At 48.8% G+C, this 16313-nt stretch carries 13 protein-coding genes; 1 reads left to right on the top strand and 12 read right to left on the bottom strand.

The genetic code is table 11. From position 1 onward, the window contains the following. Positions 1-508: 508 nt before the first annotated feature. The 8 genes from DXA36_RS07935 to DXA36_RS07900 all read right to left on the bottom strand — a co-directional run bounded on the left by DXA36_RS07935 (position 509) and on the right by DXA36_RS07900 (position 9099). Entirely contained in the window at positions 509-916 is a 408-nt protein-coding gene (locus tag DXA36_RS07935) for a protease complex subunit PrcB family protein (protein WP_118678065.1), read from the bottom strand. Positions 917-999: 83 nt separating this feature from the next. Then, on the bottom strand, positions 1000-1728 hold the full coding sequence (locus tag DXA36_RS07930) for a glycerophosphodiester phosphodiesterase (protein WP_118678063.1): 729 nt from the start codon (positions 1726-1728) through the stop codon (positions 1000-1002). 13 nt (positions 1729-1741) lie between these two features. After that, positions 1742-2530: an MBL fold metallo-hydrolase gene (locus DXA36_RS07925; RefSeq protein ID WP_118678061.1), complete on the bottom strand. Its 789-nt coding sequence runs from the start codon at positions 2528-2530 to the stop codon at positions 1742-1744. Positions 2531-2576: 46 nt separating this feature from the next. Further along, a complete protein-coding gene (locus tag DXA36_RS07920) occupies positions 2577-4172 on the bottom strand; it encodes a response regulator (RefSeq protein ID WP_118678059.1) in 1596 nt (531 codons plus the stop codon). Then, a complete protein-coding gene (locus DXA36_RS07915; protein ID WP_118678057.1) occupies positions 4165-5910 on the bottom strand; it encodes a cache domain-containing sensor histidine kinase in 1746 nt (581 codons plus the stop codon). The genes DXA36_RS07920 and DXA36_RS07915 overlap by 8 nt, the downstream gene beginning before the upstream one ends. Positions 5911-5913: 3 nt before the next feature. Next, positions 5914-6753: a carbohydrate ABC transporter permease gene (locus tag DXA36_RS07910; RefSeq protein WP_118678055.1), complete on the bottom strand. Its 840-nt coding sequence runs from the start codon at positions 6751-6753 to the stop codon at positions 5914-5916. Continuing rightward, on the bottom strand, positions 6753-7619 hold the full coding sequence (locus DXA36_RS07905) for a carbohydrate ABC transporter permease (RefSeq protein ID WP_118678053.1): 867 nt from the start codon (positions 7617-7619) through the stop codon (positions 6753-6755). Before DXA36_RS07905 ends, DXA36_RS07910 begins: the two co-directional genes overlap by 1 nt. A gap of 76 nt (positions 7620-7695) precedes the next feature. Then, on the bottom strand, positions 7696-9099 hold the full coding sequence (locus DXA36_RS07900; protein WP_182478981.1) for an ABC transporter substrate-binding protein: 1404 nt from the start codon (positions 9097-9099) through the stop codon (positions 7696-7698). Positions 9100-9683: 584 nt separating this feature from the next. Between DXA36_RS07900 and DXA36_RS07890 the strand changes: the two genes are divergently transcribed. Further along, complete coding sequence (locus tag DXA36_RS07890) at positions 9684-10418, top strand: lysophospholipid acyltransferase family protein (RefSeq protein ID WP_118678047.1); 735 nt, start codon at positions 9684-9686, stop codon at positions 10416-10418. Positions 10419-11158: 740 nt separating this feature from the next. Here the strand turns inward: DXA36_RS07890 and DXA36_RS07885 are convergent. Genes DXA36_RS07885 through DXA36_RS07870 form a run of 4 tightly spaced genes read right to left on the bottom strand, consistent with a single transcriptional unit; the run spans position 11159 to position 16254 of the window. Next, entirely contained in the window at positions 11159-12883 is a 1725-nt protein-coding gene (locus DXA36_RS07885; RefSeq protein ID WP_118678045.1) for an extracellular solute-binding protein, read from the bottom strand. A gap of 37 nt (positions 12884-12920) precedes the next feature. Continuing rightward, complete coding sequence (locus DXA36_RS07880; protein WP_207666349.1) at positions 12921-13853, bottom strand: carbohydrate ABC transporter permease; 933 nt, start codon at positions 13851-13853, stop codon at positions 12921-12923. A gap of 48 nt (positions 13854-13901) precedes the next feature. Continuing rightward, positions 13902-14816: an ABC transporter permease gene (locus tag DXA36_RS07875; RefSeq protein ID WP_207666348.1), complete on the bottom strand. Its 915-nt coding sequence runs from the start codon at positions 14814-14816 to the stop codon at positions 13902-13904. A gap of 19 nt (positions 14817-14835) precedes the next feature. After that, positions 14836-16254 (bottom strand): family 43 glycosylhydrolase, encoded by a 1419-nt coding sequence (locus tag DXA36_RS07870; protein ID WP_118678043.1) that lies wholly within the window; start codon positions 16252-16254, stop codon positions 14836-14838. Positions 16255-16313: the final 59 nt, after the last annotated feature.

Here is a 16313-nt window from a genome sequence, read left to right as displayed (position 1 = left end):
ACCTCCAAATCTACTTTATTATAGCCCAAAATTCTAATTAAAACAATTGATTATATCCCATATTCGAAATAAGCGGTAACAGTTCAGCCCTCTGTAGGAGCCCGTGCCTACCCAGTGCCCTGCCCTTTGCGTCATTCGTTGGCCAACATCTCCTGAAACCGCGATGATGGTATTCGCTAATACTGCAGAGTCGGAGATAGGGAATATCCCAGTGGACAAGTTGAGAATAGTGGAAAATTAATTTACGCTGTTTAAAGACGGAGGTTTACATATGTTGCTGAAACAAGTTCTGGCACAACAGCTTTACAGACCTCCCTGAAGGCTATAAAGGTATCATCCAGTCCCGTTCCCGGTGATCTATACCAGGCGCAGGAGTGCCGCCCAAACGGCGGAAAGTCCGTGCTCCCTTTCCCCCCAAAGCAGGCCGGGGCGAAGGGGGACACGGACTTTCCGCCCCACCTCATTCACGGTAGATCCGGATGCCGGATGGCAGTCCGGCAGCCTCTCTTCAATCAAATACCACCGTTTTATCGCGGAATTCAATCTTCAATACAATATAAGGATAAGAAGGACTCGTCGCGGGGGCGCTTCCTGCCTTCGGCCCCAGCAGGTTGGTATTTACATAGACCGCATTCTCCGTCTCGTACAAATCATTCACCGTAACACTGTAGCCGCCGCTTTCCTGCTTTCCGTACCCGATACAGATATACAGGTACCCCTCGTCCGCATAGGTAAGCTTGAAGGCACTTTCCTTTTTCTGATCCAGGATTTCCTTCAGCTCATCCGGCAGCCTATCCTCACTCACCACCGTGAATTCCAGATTTTCCCGGTTTTGTTCGTTTACCGTATCACCGCCGCAGGCAGAAAGGCAGGCAGCCATAATGGAGGCTATCACCAGCAAGCATATTTTTTTCATAAAGAACCTATCCGTCTTTTTTACTAATCTATTGGCGTACAGGATGTCCTATGCCTGCTTTTTCCACAATCCTGTTTGTTTTTTTACCCGTTATCCACAATATTGCGGGCAACGTCAGGTTTGTTTGTGATTATGGCGTCAATGCCTTCCCGGACCAGATACTGCATATATTTTTCTTCATCCACTGTCCAGACATGCAGAAGCAGCTTCCTATCCCGGCACGCTTCCAGAAAACCGTCATACTGCAGGTTATACAGCGCCGGATGAAGGGCGTCCGCCCCCAGCCCGGCCGCATAGCCGGGAACATCCTGGAAGCCGTCCCCATACAGCAGCCCGGTTCTCGCCGCCGGATCAAATTCCCGCATTTTCATCACGCTGTAATGGTTAAAGGACGAATATATGATTTTTCCCTGCATCCCCTTTTCCTTCTCCAGCAGATACAATTTTTCTTCAATACCCGGATAAAAATAAATCCCCGTCTTGATTTCCACATTGATTTCCAGACCCAAAGGCTTCAAAAGGTCATAGACCTCCCCCAGCGTGGGGATCCGCACATCCTGATATTCCGGATGGGTTTTGTTAAACTGTAGTTTCCTCAGTTCCTCCAGTGTATAATCCCGCACATATCCATGCCCGCCGCTTACCCGGTCAATCGTCTCATCATGGATTACCACCAGCTCCCCGTCTTTACTAAGCTGTACGTCCAGCTCCACGCCGTCCGCCCCCTGCTCCGCTCCCAGGCGGAAGGCCTCCAGTGTATTTTCCGGCGCATATGCGCTCGCTCCCCGGTGTGCCCAGACCTTTGTTTTCATATACATTTCCCTCCTATATTTCCAGCTTCATTCCATCATATGCCGCAATCTTGCTTCCATACGTCTCATCCGGGCTGTGCAGCTCTCTCGCCATATGGGAAAGCACCAGCTTCCCGTCCTCCTTCAGGATACCGCATTCCCTGACGGAAGCCTCGAGAAGCTCCACCATGGGCAGGGTATTATGTCCGCCTATCCGGTAATTGGCCCGCAGATTTCCCACCGTAGCCTCCAGAATCATCACATCCAGCTTCTGCTTCTGCAAGAGCGACCAGGTATGGGCCAGAAACCAGGCGCCGTCGCAGCCGTAGAAAAAAGCCTTCCCTTCTGCCGAAAACAGATAGTGGAGAGCCGTTTCCTGTGTCCTGGACACCTCATGGTTGGCTCCAAGCGGCAGAACGGACACCCTCCCGGCTTTTACCCGCACGCCGGTCTTCAGCGGATGCAGCCTCATCCGATCCAGCTCCTCCCGGGTAAGCTTCAGCCAGGGAAGCGTACCTTCATGGCAGTAAAAACCCACCTTTCCCTTTGCTTCTCCCAGAAAATCATGCAACGCCTTATGGCTGAAATGATCCTTATGGCTATGGGTGAGAAATATGCCTTTCAGCCCCGATAAGTCCAGCTTCAGTACCTTTTTGGCAAAAAACCAGGACTCCGGGGCCGGATCAATCAGATATGTTCCGTTGACCAGCAGGCTGGAAGTACGGCGGATAACTCCGCCCGTATCGTATCTCACATCCGCTCCCGGCCGCAGCGGCCAGTCGGCAGCTCCCGTACCCAGAAAAATAAGTTCAAACGCCGCCATAATCCTTCTCCTCCTTACGCGTGTCCGGAAATTCTTTCTGCACGCTCTACTTCCGGCTTTTCTGATATTCCTTCGGTGTCATCCCATATTTCTTTTTAAACAGGCTGAAAAAGTAGGGGTAGCTGGTAAAGCCGGAACGGTCTATGATTTCCTTCAGCTTCCCGTCCGAAGTATCCATACATTCCTTGGCCCGTTCCAAACGCACCTCGTTCAGATATTCCACGAACCCGGTTCCCACCTCGGCCTTGAACAGGGTGCTCAGATAAGAGCTGTTCATGCCCGCATTTTCCGCCGCATCCACCAGGGATATCCCTTCCCTGTAATGTTGATGGATATAGGATACCACTTTCTTTACCGGAACGGAATAGTCTTTCCCGTTTTCCAGCCTTCCGTTTTCCGCAAGAACGGCCCCGAAAAGCTGCAGGAAAAATTCACGGCATTCCTTCAGCTTTTCCAGCGAGGCCACATACTCCAGAACGCCGGTGCGGTGCCGGTACACCTTTTCATACGCGATGCCCTGCTTTTTGCAGAAGGATAAAGAAAGGATGATCAAATCGGAAAAAAGCTGGCTGCAGCCGGTCCTTCCCGTGTTCTTTTCATAGATTTCCCGGAAAATCCCTTCCAGTACGTCCTCCAGCGCTTCCTTATCCCCCTGCTTCAGGGCCGCCGTCAGCTTTTGCTCCTCCTCCAGGCGGATGCCATTCCCTTCATTGTATTCCCGATTGGCTGCGGCCTCTTTAGGCTTATTTAAGTCCAGGAATTCATTTCTCCTCCTGTTTTCCAACTCCTGGAAGCCGTCCTGCATTTCCGTCAGTGCACCGGATCTTCCGATATGGAAATTTCCTTCCAGACGCATGAATTTATCCAGGCAGAAGCTGCTGCGGTTTACGATCCGGCGCAGCTCCTCCCCCGCTTTCTGCTCGCTGACAACGCCGTTCAGGGAAATGAGCAGCAGTATTTCATTCTTTTCCAGAGGCACGGCAAGCCCCTGGAATTCTTCCCGTATAATTTCTTCCAGCACGTTGCACACGGAAAAAATCACCAGCCTTTTATCCCGCAGGGTCCCTCCGTTTATCTTTTCCTCCAGATTCCGGATACTCAAAAGCACGGGAATGACCCGGCCGGCATCCAGTTCAATGGACAAGACCTGCATATCCCGTTCAATAAATGCCTCTTTTCCCCGGTATTCCCCGCTTATCAGCTGCAGCACAAACTGCCTGCGCAGCGCCTGCAGGTTGTTCTCATCTTTTTTGATTTTAGGGCCTACTTTCAGGACCTCCTCCGCTTTATGCAGCGATTCCAGCAGGCTGTCGGGCGTCAGATCATTTTTAATCAGATAATCGATGGCATTATGCTTTAATACATCCCTCACATATTTGTAATCATCGTAGCCGCTCAGGCAAATGGTACAGATTTCGGGATATTCCCGGGCGATCCGGCGCACCAGTTCATCCCCGTTCATCCGGTTCATCCTGACATCGGTAATCACGATCTGGGGACGCAGCAGAGGGAGCAGGGACCATGCCTGTTCGCCGTCGCCGCATTCCCCGCAGACGCAATAGCCTTCCTTTTCCCAGTCGATGAGAGAGCGTACCATCATCCTGCTGAGCAATTCATCATCCACCAACAATACTCTAATCATCTTCTTCACCAACCTGATATCTTTTCGGAATGCGCAGCGAAACACAGGTGAAAATGCCTTTTTCCCCTGTGATGCTCACACCGTATTTCTCTCCGTAATATAGCTGAATCCGTTTCTGGATATTGAACAGGCCTATCCCTTCCCCATTCTGGAGATTGGCAAGGATATCCCTGCTCTCCTCCTCACTCAGCCCTTTTCCGTTATCCTCCACATCTATCTGCACATCTTCCCCTTCGGAATAGACGGATACGGAAATACAACCGCCCTCCCGATCCATCACCCCGCCGTGCTTCAGGGAATTTTCCACAATAGGCTGTATGAGCATCTTAAGAATATAGCATGACCGCAGCCCTTCCTCGATTCTGCATACGAATTTTATACGGGCCGCCTTCTGGAATTCCTTCATGCAGACATATTTATTCAGATAATCCAGTTCCTCCTGAAAGGTCATATAAGTATTCTTAGACATATTTACCTGCATGATGGAGCTGAGGGCATTTACCGCATCCACAATGGAATCCGCCCCCTGCATCTGTCCCATCCATTTGATGGTATTCAGGCTGTTATACAGAAAATGGGGATTGATCTGGGCCTGTAAGGCCCTCAATGCCAATACCCTTTTTTCCTTTTCATGCTTTTTAATATCCGTGATCTGTTCTTTGATCCGATCGATCATATCCCCGAACCGGTGATACAGCACCTCCGCCTCATCGCCGGAGTGGATAGCCACATCAAGGCAGAGATTCGATTTCTGTATTTTTCCCACCGCATCGGTGAGGATTTCTATATTTTTTAAGAACCGTTCCGCCAGGACGCGGCATAAAAATACCGCAACCAGGGACAGCAGCACCAGCACCACTGCGTTGATTGACAGCATTCTGCTGTGCTGCCCGGAAATCTGTTCATAGGGTATCAGCACAATGCTCTGCCAGCCGGTCACTTCCGATACCATCCGCAGCAGCAGCACCTTCCGGTTTCCGATCCTGCACACCGCCTTATCCTGACTGCATACCATTCCGGATATCTCTTCGGCTCCGACAGCGCCCTCCTGCGTAAACCATTCCAGGTTATTTCTGTATATTTCCTGCCCGCAGGCTTTATCCCAGACGAGCAGCCCCGAGTCATATCGTTCCGTCTCGTTATAAATCCCATATATCCCGCGGCAGTTAATCAGCATGACCACCCAGGCCCCGGGCGTCCCTTTTCCCATATTCAGCTGCTTTGTCAGCACGATCCGCGGATAATCGTATTTATCCCGGGCCTGCTGTACCCCGAATACCACATCCTGTTTTCCGGCCATATCCTTATAATACTTCAGGGTTTTATCATCCAGCTCCGTATACGCCCCTCCCGCGGAGAATTCCATTCCGTTTTCCGTATACACATAAATATTCTGCATATATTCCGCACCGGTCATGACAGCCTTTAATAAAAGCTGCATATTTCTCATATCCGTCAGACGTTCACTGTCGTCCTCATAAGAGGTTTTATTCAGTATGGGCTTTGCCAGCGTATTATTCTGCAGGACAAAAGCAATGAGGCGCAGCTTTTTTAAATAGCTTTCCACGTTTCCGTTGGCAGTTTCCGTCATCTGACTCGCATACTCCACCCCGCGCTCGTCAATTTCACGGGTAAAAGCCACTCCCCAGATCACGGTTGTGGCCAGAACAAATACAAAAAGCAGGCTGGCCACAATAATAACAAATTTATGCTTCATACTGAAAAACTTTTTCTTCATAAGTTAACCCTTTACCGCCCCGTCCGCCAGCCCTGCCACAATATACTTCTGCATAAACAGATACAAAATGACAATGGGCATGGAAACCAATACCACATCCGCAAACAGCAGCTGCCAGTCCGACGCCTTCTGTCCCATAAACAGATAGGTGGTGAGCACCGCGGTGGTCCTTTTTGCACTGTTCAGCAAATAAAGGGAAATCCCGAAATCATTCCATATGGACATCACGCAATGCATCAGCGCAGTGATGGTCACCGGCTTGAGCAACGGGAAAATAATACGGAAATACATGAGAAGGGGGCTTGCACCGTCAATGATCGCGGCTTCGTCAATTTCACTGGAAATCCCCTTGATAAAACCGGTATAAATAAAAAAGATAAAAGGGAAAATACTGGCTGCATATACCAGTATAGCACCGGCAACCGCTCCTGTTCCAGTGGTCATATGTACTTTTGACAGCATAAAATAAACCGGTACCATTGCCAGGGGAAGCGTCAGGCCCATCACGATAAAATTATTCACCGCCCTCATGGCCCTTGTTTTTCTCCTGACCACGACAAAAGCTGCCATGGAAGCACAGGAGAGCACCAGAGCCGCTCCCAGAAAGGTGACTATGGCACTGTTCATAAAGCTGGAGACCAGCCTGGCCTCCCGGATTACGGTTCCGTAGTTTTCCAGGAACTGGTTCCAGGAGATTCCGGTCAGGCTCAATTCCAGCAGATTGGCCTGCCTTTTGCTTTTCATGGAATTCAGGAACACCATCAGAAAAGGAACCAGAACCAGGAAGCTGATCAGGACGCCCAACATTTCACAAACAGCCTGCTTACTTTTTTTCTTATTCATCAAACCTCCACCTCATTTTTGGCAATTGTCCGGTAGGTGCACAGGGTTATGATGAGAATCATCACAGCCAGCAGGGTGGTTCCCGCTGTGGCTTCCCCATATTTCTGGTAGCTGTAGGAATTATAAATCATGGTATTGAATACCTCCGTGGCATAGCCCGGCCCTCCTCCCGTCGTCGCCACAACGATATCAAATACCTTCAGTCCGCCGATGATACTCAACACTACCACGTTATTGATAGATGCCATCAAAAGAGGAACCGTGATTTTAGTAAACTGCTGCCATTTAGTAGCCCCGTCCATGAGCGCTGCCTCGTAATAATCTTTGGATATATTCTGCATGCCGGCCAATAGAATCATCATGGTATACCCGGACCATTTCCAGATTTCGATAAAACAGATGGACAGCATGGCAATGCCCGTATCCGTCAGCCATTTCGGCTGGAAACCGGTGAGTCCCGCCGCACGCAGCGCCGTATTGATCAATCCCTTGGAGGGGTGCATCAAAGAAGTGAAAACAATGCCTACCGCTATGGAATTGACTACCGCCGGCATATAAAAAACAGTGCGCAGATAGTTGGTGGTTTTCAGTTGCCGGTTCAGCAGCACCGCCAGAAGCATACCGATGGACACCTTTCCCGCGGTGGTTACTATGGTAAAGAGGAACGTGTTTTTAAAAGCAATGCTCATATTCGGGTTTTTCAGAATACTCACATAGTTTTCCAGGCCTACGAAATCCGCTCTCCTGAAATTCCAGTTCGTAAAAGAATACCGGAAGCCCATAAGAAACGGGACGATAAAAAAAAGCAGAAAAAGGAAAATACCGGGCAGGGCAAAATAGACGGGGTATTGTTTTTTTCTTAACATATATCATTCCTTCCTTCTAAAAAAGGGACAGGAGCCCGGCTGCAGGGCCGGACCCGCGTCCCTTATCCGATGGGGATCAATAGCCCCAGTCCGGATTACCCGCTTCTTTTGCATAGGTATCCCAGTCGGTATCATAGCCTGCCAGAACCTCTTCGGGGGTCTTGTCACCCGCCAGCATGGCCTGTACGTCACTTGCCATGGAAGGAGTGGAATACAGGGTATTGGGAAGGGTATTGGTTTTTCCCGCTTCCATCAGGGCGGATACATCCGCCGGGATACTGCTCAGCTCCACTTCCACGCCGTTTACGGCGGGAATGCCCTGGTGCAGCTTATAATACTCTGTCATCGCTTCTTTCGATACCAGTTCTCCCACAATCTGAGCTGCCAACTCCGCTTTTTTTCCGCCTGCCGGAATCACAAACCCGGTGGGAGTTTCCGTATAAGCGATGGAATCTGCCGCATCCGTGGCGGGAATAGGGAAAAATCCGATATTATCCAGCTCCTCCTCCGATTCCGCCAGCTTGGTCAGCTCCGCATAGATCCAGGTTGCCTGGGGATACATGGCAGCCGTGCCCGTGAGCAGCGCTTCCTGGGCATCCGCATAGCTGTCCGACAGGAAGGTATCCTGGATATAGCCTTGATCCTTCATTTCCTTCATCCGTTCAAAGGTGAGCTGCATATATTCCATATCCGCCCAAAGCTTTTCATGGCTGTTTAGAGATGCAATGCTTCCGGGCACCGTACTCTCCTGCTTCAGCCGGGCGTCAATGGGAATGATCTGAAGTGTCCACTCATTATCCGTTGTTCCCGAAATGTACATGGGGGTAACCCCTGCGGCCTTCAGTGTCTCACAGGCAGCCAGGAATTCCTCCCAGGTCTGGGGAACTGCAATCTTGTTGTCCGCAAAAACCTGCTTATTGTAACACATGCCGAAAACGGTTACATCCCCGAAGGGTGCGCATATCAGCCTTCCATTGTAGGTCTGGTTGGGGGATTCCAGAATGCTGGCATTATAATCCTGTGTCCAGCCGCCGGACAGTTCCATAAATAAATCTTCCCCGATTTCCGTAGCACTTGTCTTAGCCCCCTGCCACCAAAGGATATCCGGGACCTCACCGGACTGCATTTTTGCAAAAATCAGCTCGTTTCCGGATCCGCCCTCCGGCACCTCTTCAAATTCAAATTTAACGTTACATTTTTCCGCCACATAATCAAACACCGCATTGGCTTCTTCAGTCCTCCAGCTGGAATGACACATAACATTCAGGGTTTCCCCGCCGCCGTCCACACCGGCGGCCTCTGCAGGCGCACTTTCCTGACTCTCCGTCGCCTGCGCGGAACCCTCCTCCGTTTTGCTTTCCTCCTGTACGGCTGCCGCCGGCTCACTCGCCGCTCCCGCACCGGAACTGTTCCCGCAGCCTGCCAGAGCTGTTACCCCCATAGCTGCACACAATAAGATACTGACCAGTTTCTTTTTCATTTCTTCTCCCATCTGCGCCTCACAGCGCGCACATCCGTCCGGGCAGCCGGACACCTGTCCCTTCCGGTCCTTGCCCTGTTTTGTTGTTTCCTGATATCTTTATTGTAACAAAGGTTTTCATTCGTAAGATTACTGTTTTTTTGGATTCATTACTTATTTTTTGGGTGGAAGCTACCGTTCATGGCCTTGTGCCTGCTGCCCGGTGGTTATGCCTGCCCGTTTTCCCCACCCGGTTTTTCCCTGGGGCGGCGGTGCTGCAAGGTTCCTTCCAGGGTCCGCTCCCGCTCGGCCGAAAACGCAGCAGTACTAACGCTGCACAGGACACAGCGCAAGGACTGGCGTTTTCAGACGCCCCTTCCAGGAATCCTTGCAGCACCGCCGCCCCAGGGAAAAACCGGGTGGGGAAAACGGGCAGGCATAACCACCGGGCAGCAGGCACAAGGCCATGAATAACAACGATGGACGGCCAAGAGTTTTCCCTTAACAATCTCTTGCGTTGGCAATAATGGTAGTATATACTAAAAAGGCAGCGTAGTCTTTGCTTCCGCTGCCTTTACGCAACCAGAAAAGGAAGGGATTATCCTATGATTCGTTTTATCAGTGTGGCATTGTTTGTTATTCTGTTTCTCATCCTGAGCATTCCGTTACTCATCGCAGAGTGGATTATCGGTAAATTTAATATGGATATTAAAAACCGCAGTTCCCTTGCGATTGTCAATTGGGCATTCCGCTGGTGTCTGCGCCTGTCCGGTGTAAAAATCACCTATATCGGTGAGGATCGAATCCCAAAGGATCAGGCTGTCCTTTATATCGGCAATCACCGCAGCTATTTTGATATTCTCATGACCTATGTACGGGTTCCCCGCCCCACCGGATATGTGGCAAAGGTGGAAATGCTGAAAATCCCGCTTCTGAGCCACTGGATGAAAAACCTGCATTGCCTGTTCCTGGATCGGAAGGATCTGAAGCAGGGAGCTAAAATTATCCTTACTGCAATCAGTAAAATCAAAGATGGGATTTCCATCTGTATTTTCCCGGAGGGTACGCGCAACAAGGTGGTTGATACGTTTCTGCCTTTCCATGCCGGAAGCTTTAAGATCGCAGAAAAAAGCGGCTGTCCTGTCATCCCCATTGCCCTGAATAATGCGGGGGATGTTTTTGAAGATCATTTCCCCAGAATTAAGAAAACCCATGTGGTTATTGAATATGGGGAGCCGATCTATCCGAATGAACTGTCCCGGGAGGAGAAGAAAAGGCTGCCTGATATTACGTTGGAACGGATTAAGGAAATGTATTTCGGAAATAAAGAATTGGTTTAGTACATAAATCCAGCCCGCCGGTATTCCCGGCGGGCATTTGGCTTCCCGGGCTTCGAACAGCTACTTTCCCTTTCGGGAACTCGCTTATTTCTAATTGTGGTCACTTGTAAAGTGTAGTTTAGCTTTAAAATACATTTGGTTTATCGTTGCATATTCATCTTCTGCATGATAAAATATCTACGTATAATTGAAAAGAAATCAGAGGATAGTCTGATGGTTTCCTTCGGAAATAAACGAAGGAGGAAAGGGAGCATGGACACACTTGAAGTGTTGACATTGGTGCTGGTAATTTTTGCGGCACTTGCTTACATAGATAACCATCAGGACAAAAAATAGCTATCCTCTACTGCCATTAGAGGATAGCCCGTAACTAAAAATTATGTGTCAATCCGAAGTGCAATCATTGGATCACCCAATCCTTTGATTACTTCTAAGTAGATTATACACGGGGTACTTGATTTTTTCAAGTACCCTTTTTATTTGCATATACCATCTTTTTGGTAAACTTTTTGGTAACAGTTCAGCAGACAGAGGTACACTGTGTACTCCGTATTTACCAGAAGTGCAAAATATTTACGGTACACACCTTAAGAGTGTCATTTATATGGTTCCTATGCAATTTCATGCATTCCCATTCCCGATGAATCGGTCACAGGAGTTCATTACAGTATAGTACATAAATCCAGCCCGCCGGTATTCCCGGCGGACTGTTATTTTGCAAGGTGTGTTGTTGTTTTTGTCTACTGGCCGAAGGAACAATATCTGTCATATGCTCCCTGATATATCGCAACTAATTCTTCCATGCCGGCGGCGTTCAGATCTTGTTTGAACTTATCCCAGCCCTCATCCGTGGTGCCGTTCATAACAGCATCCATCTGGTATGCATTCACAATATTCTCTATGGTACCATAGATCTGTGACAGCTTGTTGTTCTCTTCCAGAGAGAGCATCATTTTAGGTATGGCGGGGATTTCCTCCAGGCATTCTTCTTTTCCGTTTACCCTCTGGCCTTCCAGAATCGGCACCGCATCCCATGTATAATCCACATATTTGTCGTAATATTCATTTAAAACAGCCAGGGAGCCTCTTGTGGGGGAAGTATTGGTTCTCTGCTCTGAAAAATACTGCCAGCCGTTCTGCAGAATGATGTTATCATTTTCATCCAGGTTAAAATGCAGGAGGCCGTCATCCCCTTTTACATAGGTATAACCGATAGCACCCCAATTCAGCGTAATCGATATTTCCGGATCCATGCAGTAATTTACCAGCGCCGCTATTACCTCCGGATATTCGCACTTATCGGTGATTGCCACCATGGAGGTATCCTGCATCTCCGAATAATTCAGTACATTTCCGCATTTTCCTTCCGGTCCGGACAGTCTTGGCAGCGGGACATATTCTTCTCTCACGTCCAAATCCACAATATTATCTCTGGGCGTCCAGCACTGGAATGCCCCGATAACCGCATCCGGCTGTGCCAGCTTATTAATATATAGAGGGGTTCCTGTTCCGGAAGGTGCAAAGGAATCCGGATCGATCAGCCCTTCTGCATACATATCATGGAAGAAATCACAGGTTTTGCGGAAAGACGCATCGGCGGCTGCAAAAACTATTTTTCCGTCAATCAGCCTCAGATGGTTTGCCGTAGCATTCCCCGAACATACCGAATCCGCCATTCCAAAGGCTCCGGTAAAATAATAGAATGAATCAAAGGAACCAAACCCGTCATCATTTCCGAATTCAAGAGCATACGGGATTTCATCCGCTTCCCCGTTCCCGTTCAGATCGCCGGCCTCCTTAAATGCACGCATGCAATCCACAAACTCTTCGACTGTGGCAGGCATTTGTTTGCCCACCTTATCCAGCCAGGCCTTGTTTATCATAAAAGGCCCCGGTGTCAGTACAAGCCCGTGCATCTCTTCAATATAAGGGAAGCCATAGCTATGGCCGTTGGGTGTTGTGGAGCCCTGCTTATACTGGGGGTGATCCTTGAATATCTGTGCCAGCTTTGGCGCATATTGATCAATCAAATCCTCCGTCGGGACAAAAATATCCTGATCGGAATACTGAACCGCCATATCGCTGCTGATTCCGTTCCAGAAAACGTCGGGATATTCCCCGCTGGTCAGCATAAGGTTGATTTTCTCCGCAGAACCGTCGGCGGGAATTTCCTGCCATTCAATCGGAATCCCCGTTTCCTCCGTAATTTTTTTGGTCATTTCCTTGTCTTTGGTGGGTACCGAGCTGTCCGCCCCAATCACCACCGCAATGGTAATCGGCTCCATCTTACCGGGATCCTTCACAATAGGAAGCGTCCCGTCCAGATTAAAATTGTCCAGGCGCCCGGCTTCTGCCGAACCGCCGTCCTGCTCCGTTTGGCTGCTTTGCGCTGCGGGCGTATTTTGGCATCCTGCCGTAACACACACGCACAAACATAACATACATGCTAACATTTTCTTTTTCATACAATCTCCTTTTCCCGGAGCGTGCTGCAAAAACACGCTACCCTTTCACAGCTCCCATTAACACACCTTTTGCAAAATATTTCTGAACAAACGGATAAGCAACCAGCAGCGGCAGTGCCGATACTACAATAATGGAATATTTTAATTGCTCAGCCATCTTCATTCTCTGTGCAACCTCTGTTCCGCTGGATGTGAGGGCAGAGGTCTGGTTGGATAATACCAGGTTCCGTAAGATTACCTGCAGCGGCATCTTATCCTGCGTCCCCATAAACATCAGCGCATTCATAAAAGAATTCCATATGGATGTGGCGTAAAAGAGGAGCATAACCGCAATAATCGTCGACGACAGCGGAACCGCTACGCGGAAGAAAAAATCGAAATCATTGCAGCCGTCGATTTTTGATGCGTCGTACAGTTCATCCGGTATATTGGAATCGAAAAAAGAACGGCAGACAATCAGGTTATATACGGATACCGCTGTCGGCAGAATCATGGCCCATATTGAATCATATATGCCAACCGTATTGATAATCAGATACAGCGGGATAATACCGCCGCTGAAAAACATGGTAAAAGTAAATAAGAAGTTAAGCACTCTCCTGCCCCACAGTGCCTTTCTGGACAGGGCAAACGCACAGGGAACCGTTGCCGCTATGGCTGCTGCGGTTCCGCCAAATGTATAAATAAGTGTATTGGCATAACCCGTCCAAATAGGACGGTACTGAAATATCTTTTTGTACCCGCCCAGGAAGAGCTTTTCCGGATACAACAGAATCTTTCCCGAATTCACAATCGTAGGATCGGTGAAGGAAGCCAGCAGTACATAATAAAGTGGATAAGCAATCACCAGGCAGATAAAAACCATCAACACGGCGTTTACCATATCAAAAACCCGGTCCCCCCACATTTTTTTCATCCCTGCGGGCAGAGAACCGCCCCTTTCCCTTACGGGATTTTGCTTCTTTTTCATAAGTCCCCTCCTAAAAGATATAACAAGACAGACAAGACTAAGCTGTCACTAGAAAATACTGATATCCGCAGTTTTTCTGGATATGGCATTTACTATCAGCAAAATAAGGAAATTAACAATGGCGTTAAACAGGCCGACCGCTGTGGCAAAAGAGAACTGGGCGTTCTGCAGCCCCACCTTATACACATAGGTAGAAATAATCTCGCTGACCGTGGTATTTGTCCCGCTTTGCATCAGATATACTTTTTCATACCCGATTGACATGATATTTCCGATAGAAAGAATAAACATGATGATAATTGTGGGCATGATTAAAGGGATATCGATGTACAGAATCCGTTTCAGCTTTGTGGCCCCGTCCATAATAGCCGCCTCATAGTAGTCCTGGCTGATCCCGGTCAGCGCCGCAATGTAAACGATTGCAGAAAAACCCATGGTCTGCCATATATTGGAGATAACGTATAAGGATCGGAAGTATTCGGCCGCAGACGTAAGATACAGGGCATTGCCTCCGTTAAAAAATTTGATAATCGTATTAATAAAACCGCTGGGGGCGCAGATAACGCTCAGGATACTTACAACGACCACATTGGAAACAAAATAGGGTGCGTAGGAAATCGTCTGTACCACTTTCCTTCTTTTGTTATTTTTAATCTGGTTCAAAAGCAGGGCAAAAATAACCGGAACCGGAAAGGAAAGCAATATGGTCAGCAGGCTCAGTATTATGGTATTTCCGATAATCTGGGGAGCCACGCTGGTACTGAAAAATGAAATAAAATGCTTCAGTATCGGTTCCGCCCAGGGGCTGCCCAGGATTCCCAGCTTGCCTTTATAGTCCTTAAAGGCTATGAGTATGCCGTACATAGGCATGTATGCAAATACCACCAGCCAGAACAACGCCGGCAGCATCAAAACATACAGTCTCCAGTTCCGGGAAAATGTCCTCTTAACTTTTTCCTTCATATCTTCCGCCCCCTTCCCGCTATTTAACAAGAGTCCTGTATTCCAGGTTTTCGATGCAGGCTTCCCCGTAAGAAGCTGCAAACCCGAACGTTCCCTCCCGGAACTCGTTCATTCTGGCGCTCATGGCATATTTCCCTCCGAAATATACCTCCAGAACCGGTCCGTCCTTGATGACATCCATGTGATAGGTCACATCCGGCAGCACCTCTGTTTTTCTTTCCGACTCAAGCATAAAGGGATAATCGCTTCGTTTTCTGGGCCACCGGTCAAAGGTCATCCGGTTCATGACAGGATCAATGCCCACATAATAGGCCGCTTCATTATCCTTGTCACTGTTTAAGAACAGGTAAAAATTGCGGATTCCTTTCCGGAAGGTCACATCAAAGGAAAGCCTGCAGCTGTTTTCCAGGTCGCCCAGATCCAGGCTGCTGAAGCCGTCCGGCCTGCCGATTCTCCAGCTGTCCTGGTATTTCAGCACCGTACCGATGGTATAGCCTTCCCGGTAGCGTACCGGAACACAATAGGACTCCTTTATTTTATCGGGCACCGCTGCAAAAAGCTGTCCGTCCTCCCCCTGCACAATTTTATGGATGACGATGTTACCACCCCACTGCGTATCCGCAAAATCCTTGTCCTGATCCGTTGTGGGATTCCATCCGATGATGTATCTGTCCGTTCCGTCCGACACCGTCTTGGCCGCATAAAAATTACGGTTGTCAAACGTGTCGTATTCCGGTGTCAGCCATGGCCCCTTTAACGACTTTGCCATACGGTAATGCGTTTCGCATTTGTCTGTGAATTCACTGAAAACCAGATACCACCATTCTCCCATGCGGAACAAATCGGGACATTCATGGGTAAAGTACTCTCTCGGACTGTAAAACGGTTCCTCCTGAACCTCCCAGGTAATGAGATCCCCGCTGACCGCAACCGCCGTGCATCCCCTTCTTCTGCTTGGGCCGTAATTCACCCTGGCTGCCAGCAGCATGTTAAACTTTTTCGTTTCTTCATTATAAAAAACAAACGGATCCCTGAAATCGTGAGGTTCAAAGCAGTCCGGTGCGTCGATCCTGAACGCAGGGTCTTTTTTCCAGGTCCGGAAATCGCTGCTCACCGCCATCCTGATGACTTCCTGTTTCTTCCCTTCTTTCGGGAAATGAGGATTATGGCCGGTATAAAATATGTAATAGCTGCCATCCCTCTCAAAGACGCTTCCGGTAAAAATATAAAGATCCTGCTCCTCCCGGCTTCCTCTGGAAATAACCTCCCCCTTTTCTGCAAAAGTAACAAAATCCCTGGTTTCCAGCAGATACCACGGGGTACCTTCCCCGCATCTGCCCGCATCCCGGAAATCTCTCAGGTAGAATAACTGAAAGGCGCCGTCTTTGTAAAAAGGGATGACATCAGCGGCTGCCGATTCTTCAGGTCTGTAATACATAATGGGTGTCCTCCTTAATGTATACGTTTACATTATCTCTTTAAAAAAACTGCAGTATC

It is taken from the genome of Eisenbergiella sp. OF01-20 (assembly GCF_003478085.1).
Classification (GTDB): domain Bacteria; phylum Bacillota; class Clostridia; order Lachnospirales; family Lachnospiraceae; genus Eisenbergiella.
This window is presented reverse-complemented; position numbering and strand designations above follow the sequence as displayed.